The following is a 22,435-nucleotide window of genomic DNA, read 5'->3' as shown; positions in this document are numbered from 1 at the left end:
CAAGGAGCGCCGGCCCATCGGGCCGGTCCGGCGCGCGCCCGGCACCTTCGGTGCTATTTGGGCGCAAGAGGGCGCGGGGGTGAGGCGCAGGCGCTCCTAGTCAGGCGGATTGCCCGAGGTCAATCGACACACAGCGCAACGCACCAAGCCCCCCGCCTCAATACCCCCGCCAGATCCAGCCGCCGCCCAGAATGCGGCTGTCCCCGGTCTGGTAGAACACGCAGGCCTGGCCGGGCGACACACCCTCCTCGGGGGTCAGCAGCTCGACCTCCGCCTCGGTCTCCGAGATCGGCCGGATCACCGCCTCGCGCGGCGGCCGGGTGGAGCGCACCTTGACCGAGACATGCCATTCCGCCTGGCTCGTAAAGGGCGCATCGCCCAGCCAGTTGATCTCGCGCACCGGCACGGTGCGGGTCGCCAGCATCTCCTTCGGGCCGACCACCACGCGCTGGTTCTCCACGTCGAGCTTCACCACGTAGAGCGGCTCGTCGAGCCCGCCGATCCCCAAGCCCCGGCGCTGGCCGATGGTGTAATGGATCACGCCGCGGTGCTCGCCGAGCACCCGCCCGTCGGCATGCACGATCTCGCCGGGCTCGGCCGCGCCGGGGCGCAGCTTCTCGATGACGCTGGCGTAATTGCCGTCCGGCACGAAGCAGATGTCCTGGCTGTCGGGCTTGTCGGCCACGGTTAGCCCGTATTTCTGCGCCAGCTCCCGGGTCGCCTCTTTCGAGGGCAGGTGCCCCAGCGGGAAGCGCAGGTAATCGAGCTGCTCCGGCGTGGTCGAGAACAGGAAGTAGCTCTGGTCGCGGTTGGCATCCGCGGCGCTGTGCAGCTCGGGGCCCTGGTCGCCCATCTTGCGCTGGATGTAATGGCCCGTGGCCATGCAGTCGGCATCGAGGTCCTTGGCGGTCTCGAGCAGGTCCTTGAACTTCACCCGCTCGTTGCAGCGGATGCATGGCACCGGCGTCGCGCCGCCCAGGTAGCTGTCGGCGAACTCGTCGATCACCGCGTCGCGGAAGATGTTCTCGTAGTCGAGGACGTAATGCGGGAAGCCCATCTCCTCGGCCACGCGGCGGGCATCGTGGATGTCGATGCCGGCGCAGCAGGCGCCCTTCTTGGCCAGCGCCGCGCCGTGGTCGTAGAGCTGCAGCGTCACGCCGACCACGTCGTAGCCTTCCTCCGCGAGTTTGGCGGCCACCACCGAACTGTCGACGCCGCCGGACATGGCGACGACGACGCGGGTTTCCGCGGGGGGCTTGGCGAAGCCGAGCGAGTTGAGCTTGGTCGTATCGAGGGGCATGGGCGTTCCCAACGTTCTGCATAGTGCCGCGCACCGGGACCGGCGGAATATAGGAAAATCCGACGCATTCTCAAGGGGCCGTTTCACCGCCCGTTAAACGCGCTTGCGCAGTCTCGCCCCTGCCACGCGCGCCTTTGCGGGCGCCTTTAACGGAGCGGGCGATGTATCTGAAAAAAGTCGAAGGGCCGCGCGCGGTGCGGCTGCCGGATGGAAGCACCATGACCCGGGCGGATCTGCCGCCGCCGGAAACCGTGCGCTGGGTCGCCTCGCGCAAGCTCGCGGTCGTCAAGGCGGTGCGCTACGGGCTTCTGACCGCCGCCCAGGCGATCGAGACGTACAAGCTCTCCGAGGACGAGCTGGGCGAATGGATGGTCGCGGTGAAGACCTGGGGCAAGGAAGGATTGAAGACCACCTGCCTGCAGAAGCGAAAGCAGGTATAAAATACAACTAATGGTTGCAATTTGTGGAATTTCAGATACGTTCAGGTCCGGTTAATGTTTTTCAGCGACACCATGAGGTGACCTGAATGTGGACGGAGACTCCTCATGCGTGTGCTGCTTGTCGAAGATGACCCCACGACCCTGAAGAGCATCGAGATGATGCTCACCCATGCCAACCTCAACGTCTATGCCACCAACCTCGGGGAGGAAGGCATCGACCTGGCGAAGCTCTACGACTACGACCTAATCCTTCTGGACATCAATCTGCCCGACATGACCGGCCACGACGTGCTGCGCCAGCTGCGCACGGCCCGGGTCTCGACGCCGATCCTGATCCTCTCGGGCGACAGCAACACCGAGAGCAAGCTGAAATCCTTCGGCTTCGGGGCGGACGACTACCTCTGCAAACCCTTCCACCGCGAGGAACTGGTGGCGCGAATCCATGCGATCATTCGCCGCTCGAAGGGCCATTCCCAGTCGACCATCCTGACCGGCCGCATCGCGGTGAACCTCGACGCCAAGACCGTCTCGGTCGAGGGGCGTCAGGTGCATCTGACCGGCAAGGAATACCAGATGCTCGAGCTTCTGAGCCTGCGCAAGGGCACGACCCTGACCAAGGAGATGTTCCTCAATCACCTCTACGGCGGCATGGACGAGCCCGAGTTGAAGATCATCGACGTCTTCATCTGCAAGCTGCGCAAGAAGCTGGCCGAGGCGACGGGCGAGCCCTCCTGCATCGAGACGGTCTGGGGCCGCGGCTACGTGCTGCGCGACCCGGTGCCCGAGGAGGAAGCCGCCCCGCTCGCCGCCCGCGCCTGAGCGGGAAGCGACTGCGACGGGGCAGGGCGTGCTGGTTTGGGCTTTTGAAGCGGGGCTTTCGCGGTCGCGTGAGGCTTAAAGGAAAGGCCCAACGGGCATAGCTCGAAGGAACGGCTCACAGGGCAAGGCCCAAGAGAAATGACCCGCGGGGCAGGGCGCCAACCGACGGATGCCCGCCGCCCCGCGCCAATAGACTGACCCGACAAGGATCAGCACCGGAGGCCCCTTGCGGCGCTTTCGAGCATCCAACCCGGCCCCAACAAGGCATTTGCCAAACCCCCAGCCTCCCACCGCGCCCCTCAGCCGCCACCCCCTAGGCCCGGCCCGACCGCACCAAGGCCCCCGGCCGCAGGACGCCACCGCCCGATCCGCCCACTGGACCCTGCCCGCCGGGACGCCTATCACTTGGCCCGAACGAGCCTTCGACGGAGCGGGACCATGACCGGGCAGAAAGACTTCTCCGACACGCCGGTGACCGACCTGGACCGCGCCGCCGCCGAGGAGGAGCTGGGCCGGCTCGCCGCGCTCCTCGCCAAGGCCAACGAGGATTACCACACCCGCGACGCGCCCGAGCTGACCGATGCCGACTACGACGCGCTGAAGCGCCGCAACACCCGGATCGAAGAGCGGTTTCCCGACCTCAAGCGCGCGGATTCGCCCTCCGACCAGGTCGGCGCCGCCCCCGCCGAGGGCTTCGAGAAGGTCACCCACAGCCAGCGCATGATGTCGCTCGGCAATGCCTTCGAGGATGCCGAAATCGCAGATTTCGACGCCCGCATCCGGCGCTACCTGAACCTCGGGCCCGAGGACGACCTCGCCTATACCGCCGAGCCCAAGATCGACGGGCTCTCGCTCAGCCTGCGCTACGAGGGCGGGCGGCTGATCCGCGCGGCCACCCGCGGCGACGGCACCACCGGCGAGAATGTCACCGCCAATGCCCGCACCATCTCCGACATCCCCGAGAAGCTGACCGGCGCGCCCGAGGTGCTCGAGGTGCGCGGCGAGGTCTACATGAGCCACGCCGATTTCGCCGCCCTCAACGAGGGCCAGGAAGCGCGCGGCGGCAAGACCTTCGCCAACCCGCGCAACGCCGCCGCCGGCAGCCTGCGCCAGCTCGACCCCGCGATCACCCGCGCCCGGCCGCTGAAGTTCTTCGCCTATGGCTGGGGGGAGCTGTCGGAACCGCTCTCGGCCAGTCAGCGTGGCGCGCTCGCCCGGCTGGCCGAACTGGGCTTTTCCACCAACCCGCTGACCCGCCGCTGCGCCGGCCCCGAGGAGATGCTCGCGCAGTACCGCGAGATCGAGGAACGCCGCGCCACGCTCGGCTATGACATCGACGGCGTGGTCTACAAGGTCGACGACCTCGGCCTGCAAGGCCGCCTCGGCTTCCGCTCGACCACGCCCCGCTGGGCGCTGGCGCATAAGTTTCCCGCCGAACTGGCCTGGACCCGGCTCGAGAAGATCGAGATCCAGGTCGGCCGCACCGGCGCGCTGTCCCCCGTCGCGCGGCTCACGCCGGTCACCGTCGGCGGCGTCGTGGTCTCCAACGCCACGCTGCACAACGAGGATTACATCGCCGGGCGCGACGCCACCGGCGCGCCGATCCGCGGCGGCCGCGACATCCGCGAAGGCGACTGGGTGCAGGTCTACCGCGCCGGCGACGTGATCCCGAAAATCGCGGATGTGGACCTCGACAAACGCCCCGCGGAGGCCGCCCCCTACGACTTCCCGACGGTCTGCCCGCGCTGCGGCTCCGAGGCGATCCGCGAAGAAGGCGACGCCGTTCGGCGCTGCTCGGGCGGGCTGATCTGCCCGGCCCAGGCGGTCGAACGGCTGAAGCATTTCGTCAGCCGCGCCGCCTTCGACATTGAGGGATTGGGCGCCAAGCAAGTCGAACAGTTCCACACCGACGGCTGGATCGCCGAGCCCGCCGACATCTTCGCGCTGCCCGAACGTTACGGCGCGGGCATGCAGCAGCTCAAGAACCGCGAGGGCTGGGGCGAGAAAAGCGCGCAGAAGCTCTTCGACGCGATCCGCGAAAAACAGCGTATCCCCTTGAACCGGCTGATCTTTGCGCTCGGCATCCGGCATGTCGGCGAGGTCGCCGCCGCCGATCTGGCGCGCCACTACCTGAGCTGGGGCGCGCTGGTCGAGGCGCTGGATACCGCGCGGCCCGCCGAACGCCGCCACCGCGCCGCCGAGGCCGCGGTGACCGCCGAACGCCGCGCCGCCGCCGAGGAAGGCCGCCGCGCCGAGATCACCCGCACCCGCGAGGCCGTCTGGGCCGAGCCGCCCGAGGTGCCGCAGCCCGCCCGCGCCGCCTGGGAGGACCTGGTCGGCATCGACGGCATCGGCGCGACGCTCGCGGTCTCGCTGGTCTCGGCCTTCGCCCAGACCGAGGAACGCGCCTCAATCGACCGGCTCGCCGCCTATCTCGAGGTCGAGGAGGCGCAACGCCCGGCGACCGAGGGCAGCCCCGTCGCCGGCAAGACCGTGGTCTTCACAGGCACGCTCGAGAAGATGACCCGCGCCGAGGCCAAGGCCCGGGCCGAGGCTCTGGGCGCCAAGGTCTCGGGCTCGGTCTCGGGCAAGACCGACATCCTGGTCGCGGGCCCCGGCGCCGGCTCGAAGGAGAAGAAGGCCCGCGAGCTCGAGGTCGAGATCCTCGACGAAGACGGCTGGCTGTCCTTGATCGGGCCGGCATGAGCGGCCGTCCCGAGCGGCTCTTTCCGCTTTTCGGCGCGCTGACCGCGCTGCCGGGGATCGGCGAGAAGACCGCCCAGGCGCTGGCCGCGCTGGACGTGGAGGCGCCGCGCGACCTGTTGTTCCTGCTGCCGTATTCCGGCATCGACCGGCGCTTGCGCGACACCGTGCAGGGCAAGGATCTGCCCGCGACGCTGACGGTCAGCGTCGAGATCGGCGCGCATCGCCCGCCGCGGAGCCGCACCGGCGCCTACCGGATCGAGGTCACCGACGCGCAGCACAGCTTCGAGCTGGTCTATTTCCGCGGCGGCGACTACCTCAAACGGCTCCTGCCGAGCGGCGCGCGGCGGGTGGTCTCGGGCCGGGTCGAGCTTTTCGAGGGGCGCGCCCAGATGGTGCATCCCGACCACGTGCTGGCCCCGGGCGAAGAGGCGGATCTGCCCGCCTTCGAGCCGGTCTACCCGCTGACCGCCGGGGTCACGCAGAAGCTTCTCTGGCGGGCGCTCTCGGCGGCGCTCGAGCGGGCGCCGGAGCTGCCGGAATGGATCGACGCGGCGCAGAAGGCCAAGGAGGACTGGCCGGATTGGCGCGCGGCATTGCAAGCGGTGCACCGCCCGACGGGGCCGCGCGACCTCGCGCCCGAGGCGCCGGCGCGGGTGCGGCTGGCCTATGACGAGTTCTTCGCGCATCAGCTGACGCTGGCGCTGGCGCGGGCCTCGCGCCGGGCGCAGCCGGGGCGCGAGACGCGCGGCGACGGGGCGCTGCGCGACCGGGTGCTGACGGCGCTGCCCTATGCGCCGACCGGTGCCCAGACCCGCGCGATTTCCGAGATCGCGGGTGACATGGGCGCGCCCGAGCGGATGAACCGGCTCCTGCAGGGGGATGTCGGCTCGGGCAAGACGCTGGTCGCGCTGCTCGCGCTGCTGGTCGCGGTGGAGGCCGGCGGGCAGGGGGTGATGATGGCCCCGACCGAGATCCTGGCGCGCCAACATCTTGAAGGATTGCAGCCGCTTGCCGCCTCGGCAGGCGTGCGGGTCGAGGTGCTGACCGGCCGCGACAAGGGCCGCGAGCGGCGCGAGAAGCTGGCCGCGCTGGCCTCGGGCGAGGTGCAGATCCTGGTCGGCACCCATGCGGTCTTCCAGGACGACGTGGTCTTTCAGGACCTTCGGCTGGCGGTGGTCGACGAACAGCACCGTTTCGGCGTGAACCAGCGGCTGTCCTTGGGCGAGAAGGGGCCGCGGGCGGATGTGCTGGTGATGACCGCGACGCCGATCCCGCGGTCGCTGTCGCTGGCGCAGTTCGGCGACATGGATGTCTCGGTCCTCGACGAGAAGCCGCCGGGGCGTAAACCGATCCGCACCGCGCTGACCTCTGCCGAGCGGATGGAGGAGGTCGTGGCGCATCTGTCGCAGGCCATCGCCGAGGGGCGGCAGGCCTATTGGGTCTGCCCGCTGGTCGACGAGAGCGAATCCATCGACCTGACCGCCGCCGAGGACCGCTTTCGCCACCTCCGCGCCGCCCTGGGCGAGGGGCAGGTGGGGCTGGTGCACGGCCAGATGCCCGCGGCCGAGAAGGATGCCGCCATGGCCCGTTTCGTTGTGGGCGAGACCAAGGTCCTGGTCGCGACCACGGTGATCGAGGTCGGCGTCAATGTGCCCAATGCCTCGATCATGGTGATCGAACGGGCCGAGTGGTTCGGGCTCGCGCAGCTGCACCAGCTGCGCGGCCGCGTGGGGCGGGGCGAGGCGGCCTCGACCTGCCTCCTGATGTATCGCCCGCCCCTGAGCGAGGGCGGCGAGAAGCGCCTGACCACCCTGCGCGAGACCGAGGACGGCTTCCGCATCGCCGAGGTCGACCTCGAGATGCGGGGGGCGGGCGACCTGATCGGCACCGCGCAGTCCGGCCTGCCGCGTTTCCGCGTGGCCGACATGGAGGCGCAGGCGGGCCTCATGCAGATCGCCCAGAGCGACGCGCGCAAGCTTCTGGCCGAAGACCCGGCGCTGACCTCGCCGCGGGGGCAGGCGGCGCGGCATCTCCTGTGGCTGATGCGGCAGGACCGGGCGATCCGGCTGATCAGCGTCGGCTAAGGCCTGACCACGCGCCCGGGTGCAACGGCAATTTCTTCATCTGTTCCGGTGCCTTGTCCCCTTTTGTTCTGGTTTGTTCTCATAAAGTTCTGGACTCACACCCCCAAACATGAGAACAAAGTACTAACACAAGGTTAGGAGGACCTCATGCTCGACCAGATCCGCACCACGCTTCGCCGTTCGCAGGACACGCTCTGGACCGATGCCCTGGGGGTCATGTCGCTGATCGTCCTTCTGATCGCGGGGCTGCATATCTGACCCGCACCGCCTTTCTGCCTGCGTAGCTTGTGCCGGACGCCGTCCCCAGCATCGACTGTCCCGATGCGGCGCCTGACCGACTGTCCCGTCGCGCGCGCCCCTCGCGTCCCCGGAAACCCGCAAGACACGCCACTTGCCGCCATGCGCCCCGAACGCATGGCGGCTTTTTCTTTTGGGGGCGGGGGCTTAGGGTAGGGGCGCGGCGCGCTTTTGGTCAGCCCGCCGCCTGTCGTCAGCCGGGTGAAACTGGCTGCGGAACGCGGGGGGTGAGACGCGCATGAAAAACGGCGCGCCGCGCGCACCGCTCTTTAAGTCATTCAAATTTGAAGAACCCGCGGGCCCCTCAGGCCGACTGATGCGCCTCGGCCTCGCTTGCGGCCTCCGAGGCCGCGTCGAGCGCCAGAAGGATCGAGGCGTGGCGGTTCTTGTAGGCCGCCGCCGGGCGCAGCACCTCGAGCCCGTCGAAAGGCGCGGGCGGGGTCGGGCCGTCTTCCTTCAGCATGGCCCTCAGCGCGTCGCGCGCCGCGGTGATCTGGCCCGCGTCCTGGCCGATGATCGCGCCGCCCACGACCGAGGCGGCGGCCTGGCCCAGGGCGCAGGCCTTCACGTCCTGCCCGTAGTCGGCCACCCGCCCGTCGCGCATCACGATGTCCACCGTGACGGTCGAGCCGCAGAGCGGCGAGCGCTTCTTGACCGTGGCCTCCGGCGCCGCGAGCCGCGCGGTGCGCGGAATCTCCGCGGCCAGCGCCAGGATGCGGTCGGAGTAAAGCTTGATGAGGTCCTGTTCGGCCGACATGGGTTTCCCTTTTTCGCCTGTCCCCATAGATAGGGGCTCGTCCCCCGAGTGCAAAAAGGTTTCTGCCGATGTCCTTCGATCCCGCGACCTTGGTCTATGATGCCCGCGGCCTCCTGCCGGTGATCGCCCAGGATCATCAGAGCGACGAGGTGCTCATGCTGGCCTGGATGAACGCCGAGGCGGTGGCGCGGACGCTCGAGACCGGCCGCGTGACCTATTGGTCGCGCTCGCGCCAGAGCTTCTGGGTCAAGGGCGAGACCTCGGGCCACGTGCAGGAGCTGGTCGAGATGCGCGTCGATTGCGACAGCGACTGCCTGCTGGTGCGCGTGAACCAGACCGGGCCGGCCTGTCACACCGGGCGGCGGTCCTGCTTCTACACCGCGATCCGCGAGGGTGCGCCGGTGGAGATCCTCAGCCCCGAGGGCTCATAAGCCGACCATGTCGCGCAGCTCCGCGGGGCTGACCCCCTCGGCGCGGTAGGCGGCGATGGCGCGGGCGTCGTCGCGCTTGGCGAGCCGCCGCCCGTCCTCGTCGCGGATCAGCCGGTGATGGTGGTAGCGCGGGCTCGGCAGGTCCAGGAGGCGCTGAAGGACCACGTGGATGGCCGTCGCCTCGAAGAGATCGCGCCCGCGGGTGACCTCGCTCACGCCCTGGGCCGCATCGTCGATGACCACGGCCAGGTGATAGGAGGTGCCCATCTCGCGGCGCGAGAGCACCACGTCGCCGACGGTCTCGATGAGCTGGCGCGGCGAGAGCGCGATCTCCCCCTGCGCGCCGTCGGGCCCGGCGCCGGTCTCGGTGAAGGCAAGCGGTGTCTCCCCCAGCGCCTCCAACGCCCGCGCCATGTCGAGACGCAGCGCCACGTCCTGGGGCAGCGGGCCCTGGCGCGCGCCGGGCCGGTCGCGGCAGGTGCCGGGGTAGAGGATGCCGTCCGGCCCGGTCAGCGGCGCGCCGCCCTCCTGCGGGGCCGAGGCGGCCTCGAGGATGTCGCGCCGTCGGCAGCGGCAGGGGTAGAGAAGCCCGCGCGCCCAGAGCGCTGCGAGCGCCGCGCGATAGGCGGGCAGGTTCTCTGACTGGCGCAGCACCGGCACCTCCCAGTCGAGCCCGAGCCAGCGCAGATCCTCGTAGATCTGCGTCTCCCAATGGGCGCGGGCGCGGCCCTGGTCGATGTCCTCGATGCGCAACAGGAACCGCCCGCCCGCGGCCCGGGCCCTCTCCCAGGCCAGGAGCGCGGAATAGGCATGGCCCAGGTGCAGCGGGCCGGTGGGCGACGGGGCGAAGCGCGTGATCACGCCTTCTCGAACACCACGACCAGCGCCTGCAGGTTCTTCGAGCGCACATGCGGGCCCATCTCGGCCAGGTGCTCCTTGACCAGGCCGCTGGCGCGGACGCGGTCGATATGCGCCTGGGCCTCGGGTTCGGCCAGGGTCTTCTCGTTGAAGGAGGCGACCAGCAGGCCGCCGGGCTCCAGCGCCTCGATCATCAGGTCGAGGATCGACATCGGGCCGGCGCCCGCGCCGATCACCCCGATCGCCGCCATGAGCCCGTAGCCCGAGGGCAGGGGCGCGCCGGGGGCGATGCGGGTGAGGTTGCGGTAGAGGCCCTTGTCGCGGGCCACGTCGAGCATCCCGCCCGAGACATCCACCCCGTCGAGGAGCGCGAAGCCGCCCTCCTGCAGGGCCGCGCCGGAGAGCCCGGTGCCGCAGCCCACGTCCAGAAGCGGCTGGCCCGGGTCGGGGGCGAAGCGGGCCAGCGCCGCGGCGCAGCGGCCGGGGGTGGCGTAATCGGCCCCCGCGAGATCGGCGTCATATTCCTTGGCCCAGACGTCGTAGATCTGCCGCCGCTCGTCCTGGCTTTGGGCTTCATAGACGCGGTCGAGGTAGCTTTTCTCGCTCAAGGGGGCCTCCTGTCGGTTGGGTCAGTCGTCGCCTCGGCGGCTTGCGCGCCGCTCTTCTGCGGATTGGTAGATCAGGATCCAGGCGAGCAAAATGAACATCGGGTGGGTCAGCCCGCCCGAGAAGAGGATCGCCGGGATCCAGATGATGAAGACCACGATGGCCGTGAAGATCCGCCCGGTCAGCAGGATCGACAAGGGCGGCAGGAGCAGGGCCAGAACGTAGTTCATCGGCTCACTCCGCCGCCGCGGCGCTGCCCTGCAGGCCGAGCCAGTCGGTCCAGGCGGCCTTGGCGCGGTCGGTATAGGCCTTGTAGCGGTCGCGCCGGCCCCGGCGCCCGCCCTTCACACCCTCGAGCGGGCGGAAGAGGCCGAAGTTCACGTTCATCGGCTGGAAGGTCTTGGCCTCGGCGCCGCCGGTGATGTGATGCACCAGCGCGCCATGGGCGCTGTCCTGGGGCACGGTGGCGAGGTCCTCGCCGAGGATCTCGGCCGCGGCCATGCGCCCGGCCAGAAGCCCCATGGCGGCGGATTCGACGTAGCCCTCGACCCCGGTGATCTGGCCGGCGAACCGCACGTTGGGCTGGGCGCGGAGCCGCATCCGGTCGTCCAGCAGCGTCGGCGAGTTCAGGAAGGTGTTGCGGTGGATGCCGCCCAGCCGCGCAAAGCGCGCCTCCTCGAGGCCGGGGATCATCCGCAGCACCTCTTTCTGGGCACCGTATTTCATCTTGGTCTGGAAGCCGACGATGTTGAAGAGCGTCCCCAGCGCGTTGTCGCGGCGCAGCTGCACCACCGCCCAGGGCTTTTCGTCCGGCTTGTGCGGGTTGGTCAGGCCCACCGGCTTCATCGGCCCGTGGCGCAGGGTCTCGCGACCGCGCTCGGCCATGACCTCGATCGGCAGGCAGCCGTCGAAGTAGCCCGCGGTCTCGCCCTCGTGGAACTCGGTCTTGTCGGCGGCGATCAGCGCGTCGATGAAGGCCTCGTATTGCTCGCGCGTCATCGGGCAATTGAGATAGGCGCGCTGCTCCGCCTCGGTCTCGCCCTTGTCGTAGCGCGACTGCATCCAGGCCTGCGACATGTCGATCGTGTCGGCATAGACGATCGGCGCGATGGCGTCGAAGAAGGCGAGGCTCTCGGTGCCGGTCGCCCGCGCGATGGACTGGCCCAGGCTGTCCGAGGTCAGCGGCCCGGTGGCGAAGATCCACTGGCCGTCCTGGGGCAGCTCGGAGACCTCCTCGTAGCTCACCTCGATGTTGGGATGCGCCTTGAGCGCGCGGGTGATCTCTTCGGAAAAGGGCTCCCGGTCGACCGCCAGCGCGCCGCCGGCGGGCAGCCGGTGGTCATAGGCGGTCGAGATCACCAGCCCGCCCGCGGCCTTCATCTCCCAATGAAGCAGCCCCACGGCGTTCTGTTCGTGATCGTCCGAGCGGAAGGAGTTGGAACAGACCATCTCGCCCAGCTTGCCGGTCTTATGGGCGAAGGTGCCCACCTTGGGGCGCATCTCGTGGATCACCACGCGAACGCCCAGATTGGCGGCCTGCCATGCGGCTTCAGAGCCGGCCATGCCGCCGCCCACGATATGCAATGTCTCGGTCATGAGTGGCAGATAGGAAATCCCGCGGCTTTTGTCACTCCTGCGCCCAGTCCGGCGCGCGTTTTTCGAGGAAGGCCTGGATGCCTTCCTCGGTGTCGCGGTCGAGCATGTTCTCGACCATGACGGCGCCGGTATAGGCATAGGCCTCCGAAAGCGGCATCTCGAGCTGGCGGTAGAAGGCCGACTTGCCGGTGCGCACCGCGCTGCCGAGCTTGGCGGCGACGGTCCGGGCCAGTTCGTCGGTGGCCTCGGACAGCGCGTTGTCGGGCACCACGCGGTTCACCAGCCCCAGCGCCTCGGCGCGCGGGGCCGCGATGAAGGCGCCGGTGGTCAGCATCTCGAAGGCCTGCTTGCGCGAGACGTTGCGGGTCAGCGCCACCATGGGCGTCGAGCAGAAAAGCCCGATGTTCACCCCGTTCACCCCGAAGCGCGCGCTTTCGGCGGCCACGGCCATGTCGCAGCTCGCGACGAGCTGGCAGCCGGCGGCGGTGGCCAGGCCCTGGACCTCGGCGATCACCGGCTGGGGCAGGGCGGTCACCGCCATCATCATCGCCGCGCAGCGGTCGAAGAGATCCTTGAAGGCCGCGGCGCCGCCGTCGGGCGCGGCGCGGGCGGCGGTCATCTCTTTCAGGTCGTGGCCCGCGCAGAAGGCCCGGCCCGCGCCGCGCAGCACCACCACGCGGATGTCGCGGTCCTCGGCGATGCGCGCCAGCTCCTCACTCAGCGCGGCGATCATCGCGTCCGACAGCGGGTTCAGCCGCTCGGGCGCGTTGAGCGTGAGGTGCGCCACGCCCTCTCTGTCGTCACGTAACAGCACCGGCATCTTGTCCTCCCCTTGCCCTCGCGGCAGCTTACGGGCGGAGCAGGAGGGAGAAAAGCAGGCGATGACAATCAAGGTATCGAAGGAGGAGATGGCGCCCTTCCTCGACGAGGTCTTCCCGCAGGTGCGTGGCATGTTCGGGATCGACCGGCTCGACGAGGAACTTCTGGTCATGCGGCTCTTCGCCGATGACCGCCACCTGCGCCCCGGCGGCACGGTCTCGGGCCCGGCGATGTTCGGTCTGGCGGATGTCTCGGCCTATGTGGCCACCATGGCGCGCATCGGCCGCGAGGCGCTGGCGGTCACCACCAACTGTTCGATCGATTTCATGCGCAAGCCGGTCTCGGGCGCGGATGTGCTGGCCGAATGCCGGGTGCTGAAGCTCGGCAAGGCGCTGTCGGTCTGCGACGTGCTCCTGTTCTCGGAAGGCACGCCCGAGCCGGTGGCCCGCGCGAATCTGACCTATTCGCTGCCGCCAAAACGCTGAGAGCCCGCCATGCGCGGCGCATGGCGCGGTGGCCCCCGGGGCCCCGCGCAAAAAAAAGGCCGAGCACAAAGCTCGGCCGAAGTCCAACAGGGAGGTATGAAGATGATGCGCGGCTGACCGCGCCATCGACATGCTGATGAATTAGTAATCGGTTTTGAGTCGTTCAACTCAAATTATGCCGCAGCTGCATCATGGCCGCTATGCGGTCTCGACATAACCGGGGCTGTCACTCGGTGCCCATCGCCTGCCGCGTGCGCCTGTGGGCGATGATTTCGTCCTGCACGAAGTCACGGAAGGCTTCTATCCGTTTGGAATGCCGAAGTTCTTCCGGGTAGGCCAAAAACACCGGCACATCGTTGCTTTCGACGTCCGGCAGGACGCGCACGACGGTGGGGAAATCCTCGATGATGTAATCCGGCAACACGCCGATCCCGAGGTTCGAGATCACCGCCTGCAGGACGCCGAAGTAATTGTTCACCGAAAGCGTGGTCTGGACGTCGTAGGTCAGCAGCTCCTGGACCAGGTGCAGACCCGCCTGGACCTGCGCGGAGCGGGTGTTCTGGCAGATCAGCCGGTGGTCGGCCATATCCTCGAGCGTCTTCGGCGTGCCGTGCTGTTCGAGGTATTCCGGCGACGCGTAAAGCCGCATGCGGATGTTCATCAGCCGCTTGCGGATCAGGTCGGCCTGCGAGGGCTCCTTCATGCGGATCGCCACGTCGGCCTCGCGCATGGGCAGGTCGAGCACGCGCTCCTCGAGCATCAGGTCGATGTTCAGCTCGGGATACTTGTCATAGAGCTTCGAGAGCCGCGGCGCGAGCCAGAGCGAGCCGAAGCCGGTGGTGGTCGTCACCCGCAACTCGCCGAAGACCTCTTCCTCGCTGTCGCGGATGCGTGCGGTCGCCGCCTCGATGCGCTTGGCCATGGCCACGGTCGCGTCGAAGAGAAGCTCCCCCTGTTCGGTGAGAATCAGTCCCCGCGCGTGACGGTGAAACAGGGTGGTATCCAGCGCCTCTTCGAGCGCCCGGATCTGCCGCGAGACCGCCGATTGCGACAGGTGCAGGGCATCTCCGGCATGTGTCAGGCTGCCGGCGTCCGCCACCGCGTGAAATATTCTGAGCTTGTCCCAATCCATGGCTTATCTCTTTGACCCACGCTGACCCTCTACGGAAAACATTGCAAAATATAAACATTGCAACGCGCGAATTCGTGCAAATGCACGTCAAAACGCTGTTCAGGTCAGCGATAGTGACCTAAAATCGCCTCAAATGCAGCTACATTAAGTGACGGGAGGCACGCAATGTCGAAGCAAGAGATTTCCCTCGAGGACCGGTTCAACCTGGAGGCCGATCAGGTGCTCCTGAACGGCACCCAGGCGCTGGTGCGGCTGATGCTCACCCAGTCCGCCCGCGACCGGGCGGCGGGGCTGAACACGGCGGGCTACGTCACCGGCTACCGCGGCTCGCCCTTGGGCGCGGTGGACCTGCAGATGAACCGCGCGGCCAAGCATCTGGCCGGCGCCAACGTGCTTTTCCAGGAAGGGCTGAACGAGGACCTGGCCGCGACCCAGCTCTGGGGCAGCCAGCAGGCCGAGCTGCGCGGAGAGGGCAAATACGACGGCGTCTTCGGGCTCTGGTACGGCAAGGGCCCCGGCGTCGACCGCTCGGGCGACGTGATGCGCCACGCCAACATGGCCGGCACCTCCAAGCATGGCGGCGTGCTCATGGCCATGGGGGACGACCACACCGGCGAAAGCTCGACCGTGCTGCACCAGTCCGAATGGGCGCTGGTCGACGCCTATATGCCCGTGGTCTCGCCCGCGGGCGTGCAGGAGATCCTCGATTACGGCGTCTACGGCTACGCGCTGTCGCGCTACGCGGGCCTCTGGGTCGGGCTCAAGACCATGAAGGACACGGTCGAGGCCACCGCCGTGGTCGATGGCCGCATCGACCGGGTGCGCGCCCTGCCGCCCACCGATTTCGCCATGCCCGAGGGCGGGCTGAACATCCGCCTCGGCGACACGCCGCACCTGCAAGAGGCGCGGATGATCGACTTCAAGCGCTACGCCGCCGAGGCCTTCAGCCATGCCAACAAGATGGACCAGCGGGTCTGGGGCAAGCCGGGCGCCAAGATCGGCTTCGTCGCGGCGGGCAAGAACTGGCTCGACCTGACCCATGCCATGAGCCTTCTGGGCATCGACGCCGCCGAGGCCGAGCGTCTGGGGCTGACGACCTACAAGATCGGCCAGACCTTCCCGCTCGACATGAAGGGTTTCCACGACTGGGCCGAGGACCTCGAGCTGATCGTCATCGTCGAGGAGAAGCGCAAGCTGATCGAGGTGCAGGTCAAGGAGGCGATCTTCGACGACCGCCGCGGCCGCCGCGTCTACGGCTGGTACAAGGGCGGCGCCGGCGGGATGCACCGCGAGGAGCTCTTCCCGACCCGCGGCGCGCTCGATCCGGTCTGGATCGCCGAGAAGCTGGGCGAGATCCTGATCGAGGAGGGGCGCGGCACCGACAGCGTGCAGGCCGGCCTCGCCAAGCTCGCCGAGGCGCGCAAGGCCGACAACGTGCAGGAAATCGCGGCGCGGCTGCCCTATTACTGCTCGGGCTGTCCGCACAACACCTCCACCAAGGTGCCCGAGGGCTCGCGCGGCTACGCCGGGATCGGCTGCCACTACATGGTGCAGTGGATGGACCGCAACACCGAGGGCTTCACCCATATGGGCGCCGAAGGGGCGAACTGGATCGGCGAGGCGCCCTTTTCCAAGACGCCGCATGTCTTCCAGAACCTCGGCGACGGCACCTACAACCACTCGGGCGTGCAGGCGATCCGCGCCGCGCTCGCCGCGGGCACGAACATCACCTACAAGATCCTCTACAACGACGCCGTGGCGATGACCGGCGGGCAGAAGAACGAGGGCGGGCTGACGCCCGACCGCATCGCCCGCGAGCTCGACGCCATGGGCGTCTCACGGATCGAGGTGGTCTACGACGAGAAGGAAGAGCCCGAACGCTCGGACTTCCCCGGCTCGGTCGGCTGGCACCCCCGCGCCGACATGGAGCACGTCCAGAAGACCCTGCGCGAGGTCGAGGGCGTCTCGGCGATCATCTACGTGCAGACCTGCGCCGCCGAGAAGCGCCGCCGCCGCAAGCGCGGGCTTTTCCCCGATCCCGACACCCGGGTCTTCATCAACGAGGAGGTCTGCGAGGGCTGCGGCGACTGCGGCGTGCAGTCGAACTGCGTCTCCATCGTCCCGAAGGAGACCGAGTTCGGCCGCAAGCGCGCGATCGACCAGTCGTCCTGCAACAAGGATTACTCCTGCCTGCGCGGCTTCTGCCCCTCCTTCGTGACCCTGACCGGCGCGCGCCGGAAGAAGGAGGCGGGCACCGACATCGACCTGCCGCATCTGCCCGAGCCCCAGCTGCCCGAGATCGGCAAGACCTGGAACATGGTGATCACCGGCGTCGGCGGCACCGGCGTGGTGACCGTGGGCGCGGTGCTGGCCCAGGCCGCCCAGATCGACGGCAAGGGTGCCGGCATGATGGAGATGGCCGGTCTCGCCCAGAAGGGCGGCGCGGTGCATATCCACCTGCGGCTGGCCCGGTCGCCCGACGACATCAGCGCGATCCGCGTCGCCACCGGCGAGGCCGACACGCTGATTGGCGGCGACCTGGTGGTCTCGGCGGGCTCCAAGACGCTGGGGCTGACGGCCACGGGCCGCACCGGCGGCGTGGTCAACAGCCACGAGATCATCACCGGCGATTTCACCCGCAACACCGAGTTCACCCTGCCGGCCGACCAGCTGCGCCTCGCGGTCGAGCGGCGCCTGCGCGACGACGTGGTCTTCTTCGACGCCTCGGAGCTGGCCCGCGCGGTCATGGGCGACTCGATCTTCTCGAACACCATGCTTCTGGGCGCGGCCTGGCAGCTCGGGCGCATCCCGCTGCCGCATGAGGCGATCAAGCAGGCGATCGAGCTGAACGGCGCCGCGGTCGAGGGCAACCTGCGCGCCTTCGAGATCGGCCGCTGGGCGGCGCTGCACCCCGAGGAGGCCGACAGCATCTCGGCCCCCAAGGTCGTCGCCAAGCCAAAGACGCTGGACGAGCGCATCGAGGCCCGTGCCCGCCACCTGGTCGACTACCAGGGCAAGCGGCTGGCCAAGCGCTACCGCGCGCGGCTCGAGGGCATCTCCGACCCGCGCCTCAAGGAGGCGGTCGCCAAGGGCTACCACAAGGTCCTGGCCTACAAGGACGAATACGAGGTCGCCCGGCTGCATCTCGCGACCCGCGAGAAGGCCCGCCAGGAGTTCGGCGGCGACTTCAAGATGTCCTTCCACCTCGCGCCGCCGCTTCTGTCGAAGGAGGGCAGCGACGGGCGCCCGCAGAAGAAGCAGTACGGCGAGGGCATGCTGCGTTGGTTCGGCATCATGGCGCGGATGAAGATGCTGCGCGGCACGCCGCTCGATCCCTTCGGCCACTCCGAGGAGCGCCGCAGCGAGCGCGCGCTGATCAAGCAGTATGAGGCCGACATGGCCGAATGGCTGCCGCAGGCCGACGACAAGCGCATGGAGGCGCTGGTGGCCCTGGCCGAACTGCCGCTCTCGATCCGCGGCTTCGGCCCGGTCAAGGCGGATAATCTCGCCCGCGCCGAGAAGCGCCGCGAAGAGATCCTGGCCGCGCTCCGGGCCGGCGGGGCCGATTTTGCCAAGGCGGCGGAGTAACCCCGCCCTCGGGCCGCGCGGGGGTCATCCTCGCGCGGCCCGCAAGCATCCCTGTCATCGGGCTGTTACGTGAATGTCGCAAACCCGCCGCCAGCCTCATCCCCGCTTGGAAGGACAGCGCGCGTGATCATGCCCGATCCCCAGGTCGCCCGCGACATCAGCTACGCCCATTCCGCCCGCAGCCGCGGCGGCAGGGCGCTGATCCGCTTCATGGAAAACGCCACCGGCCGGCCCCGGATGATCCGCCGCGCGGCGGGCTACGAGCGCGACGTCGCGGGTGGCGCGGACTTCTGGCAGGTCATGGTGGCGCGCTACGGGCTGAGCCTCGAAGTGGCGGGCGGCAGCCTCGACAACATCCCGCGCGAGGGCCCGCTGGTCCTCGTGGCGAACCATCCCTACGGCATCCTCGACGGGCTGATGCTGGGGCATCTCCTCTCGGCGCAGCGGGGCGATTTCCGCATCCTCGCCCACAAGGTCTTCCAGAAGGCCGCCGACCTCGACCGGGTGATCCTGCCGGTCAACTTCGACGACACCAAGGAGGCCGTGGCCGAGAACCTCGCCGTGCGGCGCGAGGCGCTGGACTACCTCGGGCAGGGCGGGGCGATCGGGGTCTTCCCGGGCGGCACCGTCTCGACCGGGCTCACGCCCTTTGCCCGGCCGATGGACCCGGGCTGGCGCAGCTTCACCGCCCGGATGATTGCCAAATCCGGCGCCACCGTGGTGCCGGTCTATTTCGACGGGCAGAACTCGCGGCTTTTCCAGCTCGCGAGCCATCTGCACTACACGCTGCGCATGGGGCTTCTGATCCGCGAGTTCCGCCGGCGGGTCGACAAGCCGGTGCGGCTGGTGGTCGGCGCGCCGATCCCGCGCGCCGAGATCGCCGCCCGGGCGGGCGATGCGCGGGCGATGATGGATTTCCTTCGCAAATCCACATATGAGCTGTCCCCGACACCGCTCCGGCCCGATCTTGCGGGCTACGAGTTCGAGAGCAGACACCGCCCGCGGCCCAATCCCTGAAGGGCGCGCGCGGCCCAGAGGGCAGGACGTGACGATGGCGATTGGCGTGTTCGATTCGGGGCTCGGCGGCCTCACCGTGCTCGAGGCCGTGACCCGGAGGCTGCCCGACCAGCCCTTCGTCTACTACGGCGACAACGCCAACACGCCTTATGGCACCCGCGAGGCGCAGGACATCTACGAGCTGACCACCCGCGGGGTCGAACGGCTCTGGGACGAGGGCTGCGACCTGGTGATCCTGGCCTGCAACACCGCCTCGGCGGCCGCGCTGCGCCGCATGCAGGAGACCTGGGTGCCCCGCGACAAGCGCGTGCTGGGGGTCTTCGTGCCGCTGATCGAGGCGCTGACCGAACGGCAGTGGGGCGACAACTCGCCCCCGCGCGAGGTGGCGGTGAACTCGGTCGCGCTTTTCGCCACGCCCGCCACCGTGCGCAGCCGCGCCTTCCAGCGCGAGCTGTCCTTCCGCGCGGTCGGCGTCGACGTCGAGGCCCAGGCCTGCGGCGGGCTGGTCGACGCCATCGAGGAAGGCGACATGATCCTGGCCGAGGCGCTGGTGCGCAGCCATGTCGACGCGCTCAAGCGCAAGATGCCCGACCCGCAGGCGGCGGTGCTGGGCTGCACCCATTACCCGCTTCTGGAAGAGGTCTTCCGCGACGCGCTGGGCCCCGAGGTCTCGGTCTATTCCCAGCCCTCTGTGGTGGCCGAGAGCCTCGCCGACTACCTCGCGCGGCACCCCGAGATGGGCGGGCGCGGCAGCGCCCCGCGCTACCTGACCACCGGCGACGCGCGCCGGGTCTCGGGCCAGGCCACGCGCTTTCTCCGACGCGAGATCGCCTTCGACGCCGCCTGATTCCGCCACACCGCCAGAAAAGACGCCAGAATGACCAAGAACATCGCCATCATCGGGGCCTCGGGCTACACCGGGGCCGAACTTGTCCGGCTGATCGCCACCCATCCCGAACTGAAGATCCGGGCCCTCGCCGCCAACTCCAAGGCGGGCCAGAGCATGGCCCAGGTCTTCCCGCATCTGCGCCATCTCGACCTGCCGGACCTGGTGACCTGGGAAGAGATCGACTTCTCGGGCATCGACCTCTGCTTCTGCGCCCTGCCGCACAAGACCAGCCAGGAGGTCATCGCCGCGCTGCCCGGGCATCTGAAGATCGTCGATCTTTCCGCCGACTTCCGTCTGCGCGACCCCGAAGCCTACAAGCGCTGGTATGGCAACGACCACGCCGCGCCCGAGCTGCAGGCCGAGGCGGTCTACGGGCTGACCGAGTTCTACCGGTCGCAGATCGCCGAGGCCCGGCTGGTCGCGGGCACCGGCTGCAACGCCGCGACCGGGCAATACGTGCTGCGCCCGCTGATCGCCGCGGGGGTGGTGGACCTCGACGACATCATCCTCGACCTGAAGTGCGGCGTCTCCGGGGCCGGGCGGTCGCTGAAAGAGAACCTCCTGCACGCCGAGCTCTCCGAGGGGACCAATGCCTATGCCACCGGCGGCACCCACCGGCACCTGGGCGAGTTCGACCAGGAGTTCTCCGACATTGCGGGCCGCGAGGTGAAGATCCGCTTCACCCCGCATCTCATTCCGATGAACCGCGGGATCCTCGCCACCGCCTACCTCAAGGGCGAGGCCGAGGCGATCCATGCCGCGCTGACCGAGGCCTATGCCCAAGAGCCCTTCCTCGAGGTGCTGCCCCTGGGCGAGACACCCTCGACCCACCACGTGCGGGGCTCGAACTTCTGCCACCTGGGCGTGGTCGCCGACCGCATCCCGGGCCGCGCGCTGGTGGTCGCGGCGCTCGACAACCTGACCAAGGGCTCCTCGGGCCAGGCGCTTCAGAACGCCAACCTGATGCTGGGCCTGCCCGAGACGACGGGCCTGATGCTGGCGCCCTGCTACCCCTGAGCGGGAAACGAAAGCGCCGCCCGGAAGGGGCGGCGCGCATCGCGTAAAACCGTTTTTCCCGAAAGGCTTGCGCCCCGCGCTTAACGCGGGGCCATGGCCGCCACGATGGCGCTCAGCGCCTGCGCCGGATCCTCGGCGCGCCAGATCTCCTCGCCGACCGAGATGAAGTCGACCACCGGGGCCAGCCCCTGCGCGGTCTCGGGCGAGAGCCCGCCCTCGGCCACCACCGGGATCTCGATCATCTGCGACCACCACTCGAAGATTTCCCGTTCGGCAAGCCGCCCGTCGCCAAGCGCGGTCCCCGCCACCGGGCCGAAGCTGACGTAATCCGCCCCGGCCTCACCGGCGGTCATGCCGTCGTGCCGCGAGGTGCCGCAATGGGCCCCTACGATGGCGTCGCTGCCCAGCTCCTTGCGCGCGGCCCGGACCGAGCGCGCCCCGTCGGTCAGATGCACCCCGTCGAGCCCGAGCCTTTCGGCCAGCACGATATGGGTATCGATCACCAGGGCGATGTCATGGGCATGGGCCACCTCGCGCACCTGGTCGGCGGCGCGGGTCAGGATGTCCTCGTCGCGGGTCGCCAGCGAAAGCCGCAGGCAGGCGACCTCCTCGGCGTCGAGCACCCGCGACAGCGCCTCGGGAAAGGCGAAGAGGTCGATCTCCGGCGGGGTGACCAGGTAGATTTGCGGGCGATCGGTCTCGGCCATGGCGCGCGCTCCTTCAGACTGCCGCGACCTCTTATCGAAAGCCAAAGCGGCTGACCAGACGTGACGCGCGCGGCGTTTCAGCCAAAGGGGGCAGGGCGGCGATGCTTGCGGGGGCGCGGCGGCGCGGCTATAGGCGCGCCATGCCCAGCCCGACGCCCCAACCCGACTACGTTCTCGTGCGCCCGCAGATGGGCGAAAACATCGGCGCGGCGGCGCGGGCGATGTGGAACTTCGGGCTCGACCGGATGCGGCTCGTCGCCCCGCGCGACGGCTGGCCCAACCCCGCCGCGGACGCCATGGCCAGCGGCGCCGGGCGGCTTCTGGACGAGGCGCAGGTCTATCCCAGCACCGCCGAGGCCGTGGCCGACGCCGATTTTGTCCTGGCCACCACCGCCCGGCCGCGCGGGCTGACGAAGCCGGTCTATTCCCCCGAGGCGGCCCTGGCCGAGACCGCCGAGCGCACCGCCCGCGGCGAGCGGGTGGCGGTGCTTTTCGGGCCCGAGCGCGCGGGGCTCGAGAACGCCGACATCGCGCTGGCCAACGGCATCGTCTCGGTGCCGGTGAACCCCGAGTTCCCTTCACTCAACCTGGCGCAATGCGTGCTGCTGACCGCCTACGAATGGCGCCGCGCCACCGCCGAGGTCACCCCGCGCGCCACCGCGTTGGCGGGCACAGACTGGGCCAACCAGGCCGAGGTCGCCGCACTCGCGCGGCACTACGAGGAGCGCATGGACGCGGCGGGCTTCTTCTTCCCCGAGCACAAGGCCGAGGGCATGAAGCTCAACCTTCGCAACCTCTGGAGCCGCATGCCGCTGACCCGCTCGGACGTGCAGACCCTGCACGGCATCCTGCGTCAAATGGTGCGGTGGAAAGACCGGGGGGGCTGA

At 69.1% G+C, this 22,435-nt stretch carries 20 protein-coding genes; 11 read left to right on the top strand and 9 right to left on the bottom strand.

Annotated features, from left to right (window positions below; all coding sequences use genetic code 11):
- Positions 1–157: 157 nt before the first annotated feature.
- Positions 158–1,300, bottom strand: a complete 1,143-nt coding sequence (gene mnmA, locus LR948_RS00610) for a tRNA 2-thiouridine(34) synthase MnmA (protein WP_232751976.1) — start codon at positions 1,298–1,300, stop codon at positions 158–160.
- 161 nt (positions 1,301–1,461) lie between these two features.
- Between mnmA and LR948_RS00605 the strand changes: the two genes are divergently transcribed.
- The 4 genes from LR948_RS00605 (at position 1,462) to recG (ending at position 7,349) form a co-directional block, all read left to right on the top strand.
- Entirely contained in the window at positions 1,462–1,740 is a 279-nt protein-coding gene (locus LR948_RS00605; RefSeq protein WP_232751975.1) for a DUF1153 domain-containing protein, read from the top strand.
- A 105-nt stretch (positions 1,741–1,845) separates the two neighbouring features.
- Positions 1,846–2,559, top strand: a complete 714-nt coding sequence (gene ctrA, locus LR948_RS00600; protein ID WP_232751974.1) for a response regulator transcription factor CtrA — start codon at positions 1,846–1,848, stop codon at positions 2,557–2,559.
- A gap of 438 nt (positions 2,560–2,997) precedes the next feature.
- Complete coding sequence (ligA, locus tag LR948_RS00595) at positions 2,998–5,265, top strand: NAD-dependent DNA ligase LigA (protein ID WP_232751973.1); 2,268 nt, start codon at positions 2,998–3,000, stop codon at positions 5,263–5,265.
- Positions 5,262–7,349 carry an ATP-dependent DNA helicase RecG gene (gene recG / locus LR948_RS00590; RefSeq protein WP_232751972.1) on the top strand — a complete coding sequence of 696 codons (2,088 nt, stop codon included), beginning with the start codon at positions 5,262–5,264 and terminating at the stop codon, positions 7,347–7,349. The genes ligA and recG overlap by 4 nt, the downstream gene beginning before the upstream one ends.
- Positions 7,350–7,950: 601 nt before the next feature.
- Here recG and LR948_RS00585 read toward each other — a convergent pair.
- Entirely contained in the window at positions 7,951–8,403 is a 453-nt protein-coding gene (locus LR948_RS00585) for an iron-sulfur cluster assembly scaffold protein (RefSeq protein ID WP_232751971.1), read from the bottom strand.
- A gap of 68 nt (positions 8,404–8,471) precedes the next feature.
- Here LR948_RS00585 and hisI point away from each other — a divergent pair, with 68 nt between their 5' ends.
- On the top strand, positions 8,472–8,834 hold the full coding sequence (gene hisI, locus LR948_RS00580) for a phosphoribosyl-AMP cyclohydrolase (RefSeq protein WP_232751970.1): 363 nt from the start codon (positions 8,472–8,474) through the stop codon (positions 8,832–8,834).
- On the opposite strand, the gene gluQRS is transcribed toward hisI, so the two are convergent.
- Genes gluQRS through LR948_RS00555 form a run of 5 tightly spaced genes read right to left on the bottom strand, consistent with a single transcriptional unit; the run spans position 8,829 to position 12,714 of the window.
- A complete protein-coding gene (gene gluQRS / locus LR948_RS00575) occupies positions 8,829–9,695 on the bottom strand; it encodes a tRNA glutamyl-Q(34) synthetase GluQRS (RefSeq protein WP_232751969.1) in 867 nt (288 codons plus the stop codon). The two genes, hisI and gluQRS, sit on opposite strands and share 6 nt — an antisense overlap.
- On the bottom strand, positions 9,692–10,300 hold the full coding sequence (locus LR948_RS00570; protein WP_232751968.1) for a class I SAM-dependent methyltransferase: 609 nt from the start codon (positions 10,298–10,300) through the stop codon (positions 9,692–9,694). The genes gluQRS and LR948_RS00570 overlap by 4 nt, the downstream gene beginning before the upstream one ends.
- Before the next feature lie 21 nt (positions 10,301–10,321).
- Positions 10,322–10,528 (bottom strand): hypothetical protein, encoded by a 207-nt coding sequence (locus tag LR948_RS00565; protein ID WP_232751967.1) that lies wholly within the window; start codon positions 10,526–10,528, stop codon positions 10,322–10,324.
- Between the two features lie 4 nt (positions 10,529–10,532).
- A complete protein-coding gene (gene trmFO, locus LR948_RS00560; protein ID WP_232751966.1) occupies positions 10,533–11,894 on the bottom strand; it encodes a methylenetetrahydrofolate--tRNA-(uracil(54)-C(5))-methyltransferase (FADH(2)-oxidizing) TrmFO in 1,362 nt (453 codons plus the stop codon).
- 31 nt (positions 11,895–11,925) lie between these two features.
- Positions 11,926–12,714 carry an enoyl-CoA hydratase gene (locus LR948_RS00555; protein ID WP_232751965.1) on the bottom strand — a complete coding sequence of 263 codons (789 nt, stop codon included), beginning with the start codon at positions 12,712–12,714 and terminating at the stop codon, positions 11,926–11,928.
- Between the two features lie 61 nt (positions 12,715–12,775).
- On the opposite strand from LR948_RS00555, the gene LR948_RS00550 reads away from it, so the two are divergent.
- Positions 12,776–13,198, top strand: coding sequence for a PaaI family thioesterase (locus tag LR948_RS00550; RefSeq protein ID WP_232751964.1), 423 nt, complete (start codon positions 12,776–12,778; stop codon positions 13,196–13,198).
- Positions 13,199–13,424: 226 nt separating this feature from the next.
- On the opposite strand, the gene LR948_RS00545 is transcribed toward LR948_RS00550, so the two are convergent.
- Positions 13,425–14,330 carry a LysR family transcriptional regulator gene (locus LR948_RS00545; protein ID WP_232751963.1) on the bottom strand — a complete coding sequence of 302 codons (906 nt, stop codon included), beginning with the start codon at positions 14,328–14,330 and terminating at the stop codon, positions 13,425–13,427.
- A gap of 165 nt (positions 14,331–14,495) precedes the next feature.
- Here LR948_RS00545 and LR948_RS00540 point away from each other — a divergent pair, with 165 nt between their 5' ends.
- The 4 genes from LR948_RS00540 to argC all read left to right on the top strand — a co-directional run bounded on the left by LR948_RS00540 (position 14,496) and on the right by argC (position 20,841).
- Positions 14,496–17,918, top strand: a complete 3,423-nt coding sequence (locus LR948_RS00540; protein WP_232751962.1) for an indolepyruvate ferredoxin oxidoreductase family protein — start codon at positions 14,496–14,498, stop codon at positions 17,916–17,918.
- 129 nt (positions 17,919–18,047) lie between these two features.
- The gene (locus LR948_RS00535; RefSeq protein ID WP_232752612.1) at positions 18,048–18,935 is read left to right on the top strand and encodes a lysophospholipid acyltransferase family protein; all 888 of its coding nucleotides are present in this window, start codon (positions 18,048–18,050) and stop codon (positions 18,933–18,935) included.
- 34 nt (positions 18,936–18,969) lie between these two features.
- On the top strand, positions 18,970–19,782 hold the full coding sequence (murI, locus tag LR948_RS00530; protein WP_232751961.1) for a glutamate racemase: 813 nt from the start codon (positions 18,970–18,972) through the stop codon (positions 19,780–19,782).
- Between the two features lie 30 nt (positions 19,783–19,812).
- Positions 19,813–20,841, top strand: coding sequence for an N-acetyl-gamma-glutamyl-phosphate reductase (gene argC, locus LR948_RS00525; protein WP_232751960.1), 1,029 nt, complete (start codon positions 19,813–19,815; stop codon positions 20,839–20,841).
- Between the two features lie 80 nt (positions 20,842–20,921).
- On the opposite strand, the gene LR948_RS00520 is transcribed toward argC, so the two are convergent.
- Complete coding sequence (locus tag LR948_RS00520; protein ID WP_232751959.1) at positions 20,922–21,548, bottom strand: thiamine phosphate synthase; 627 nt, start codon at positions 21,546–21,548, stop codon at positions 20,922–20,924.
- A 140-nt stretch (positions 21,549–21,688) separates the two neighbouring features.
- Here LR948_RS00520 and LR948_RS00515 point away from each other — a divergent pair, with 140 nt between their 5' ends.
- Positions 21,689–22,435, top strand: a complete 747-nt coding sequence (locus LR948_RS00515; RefSeq protein ID WP_232751958.1) for an RNA methyltransferase — start codon at positions 21,689–21,691, stop codon at positions 22,433–22,435.

This window comes from Roseivivax sp. GX 12232 (assembly GCF_021272185.1).
GTDB lineage: Bacteria > Pseudomonadota > Alphaproteobacteria > Rhodobacterales > Rhodobacteraceae > Roseivivax.
This window is presented reverse-complemented; position numbering and strand designations above follow the sequence as displayed.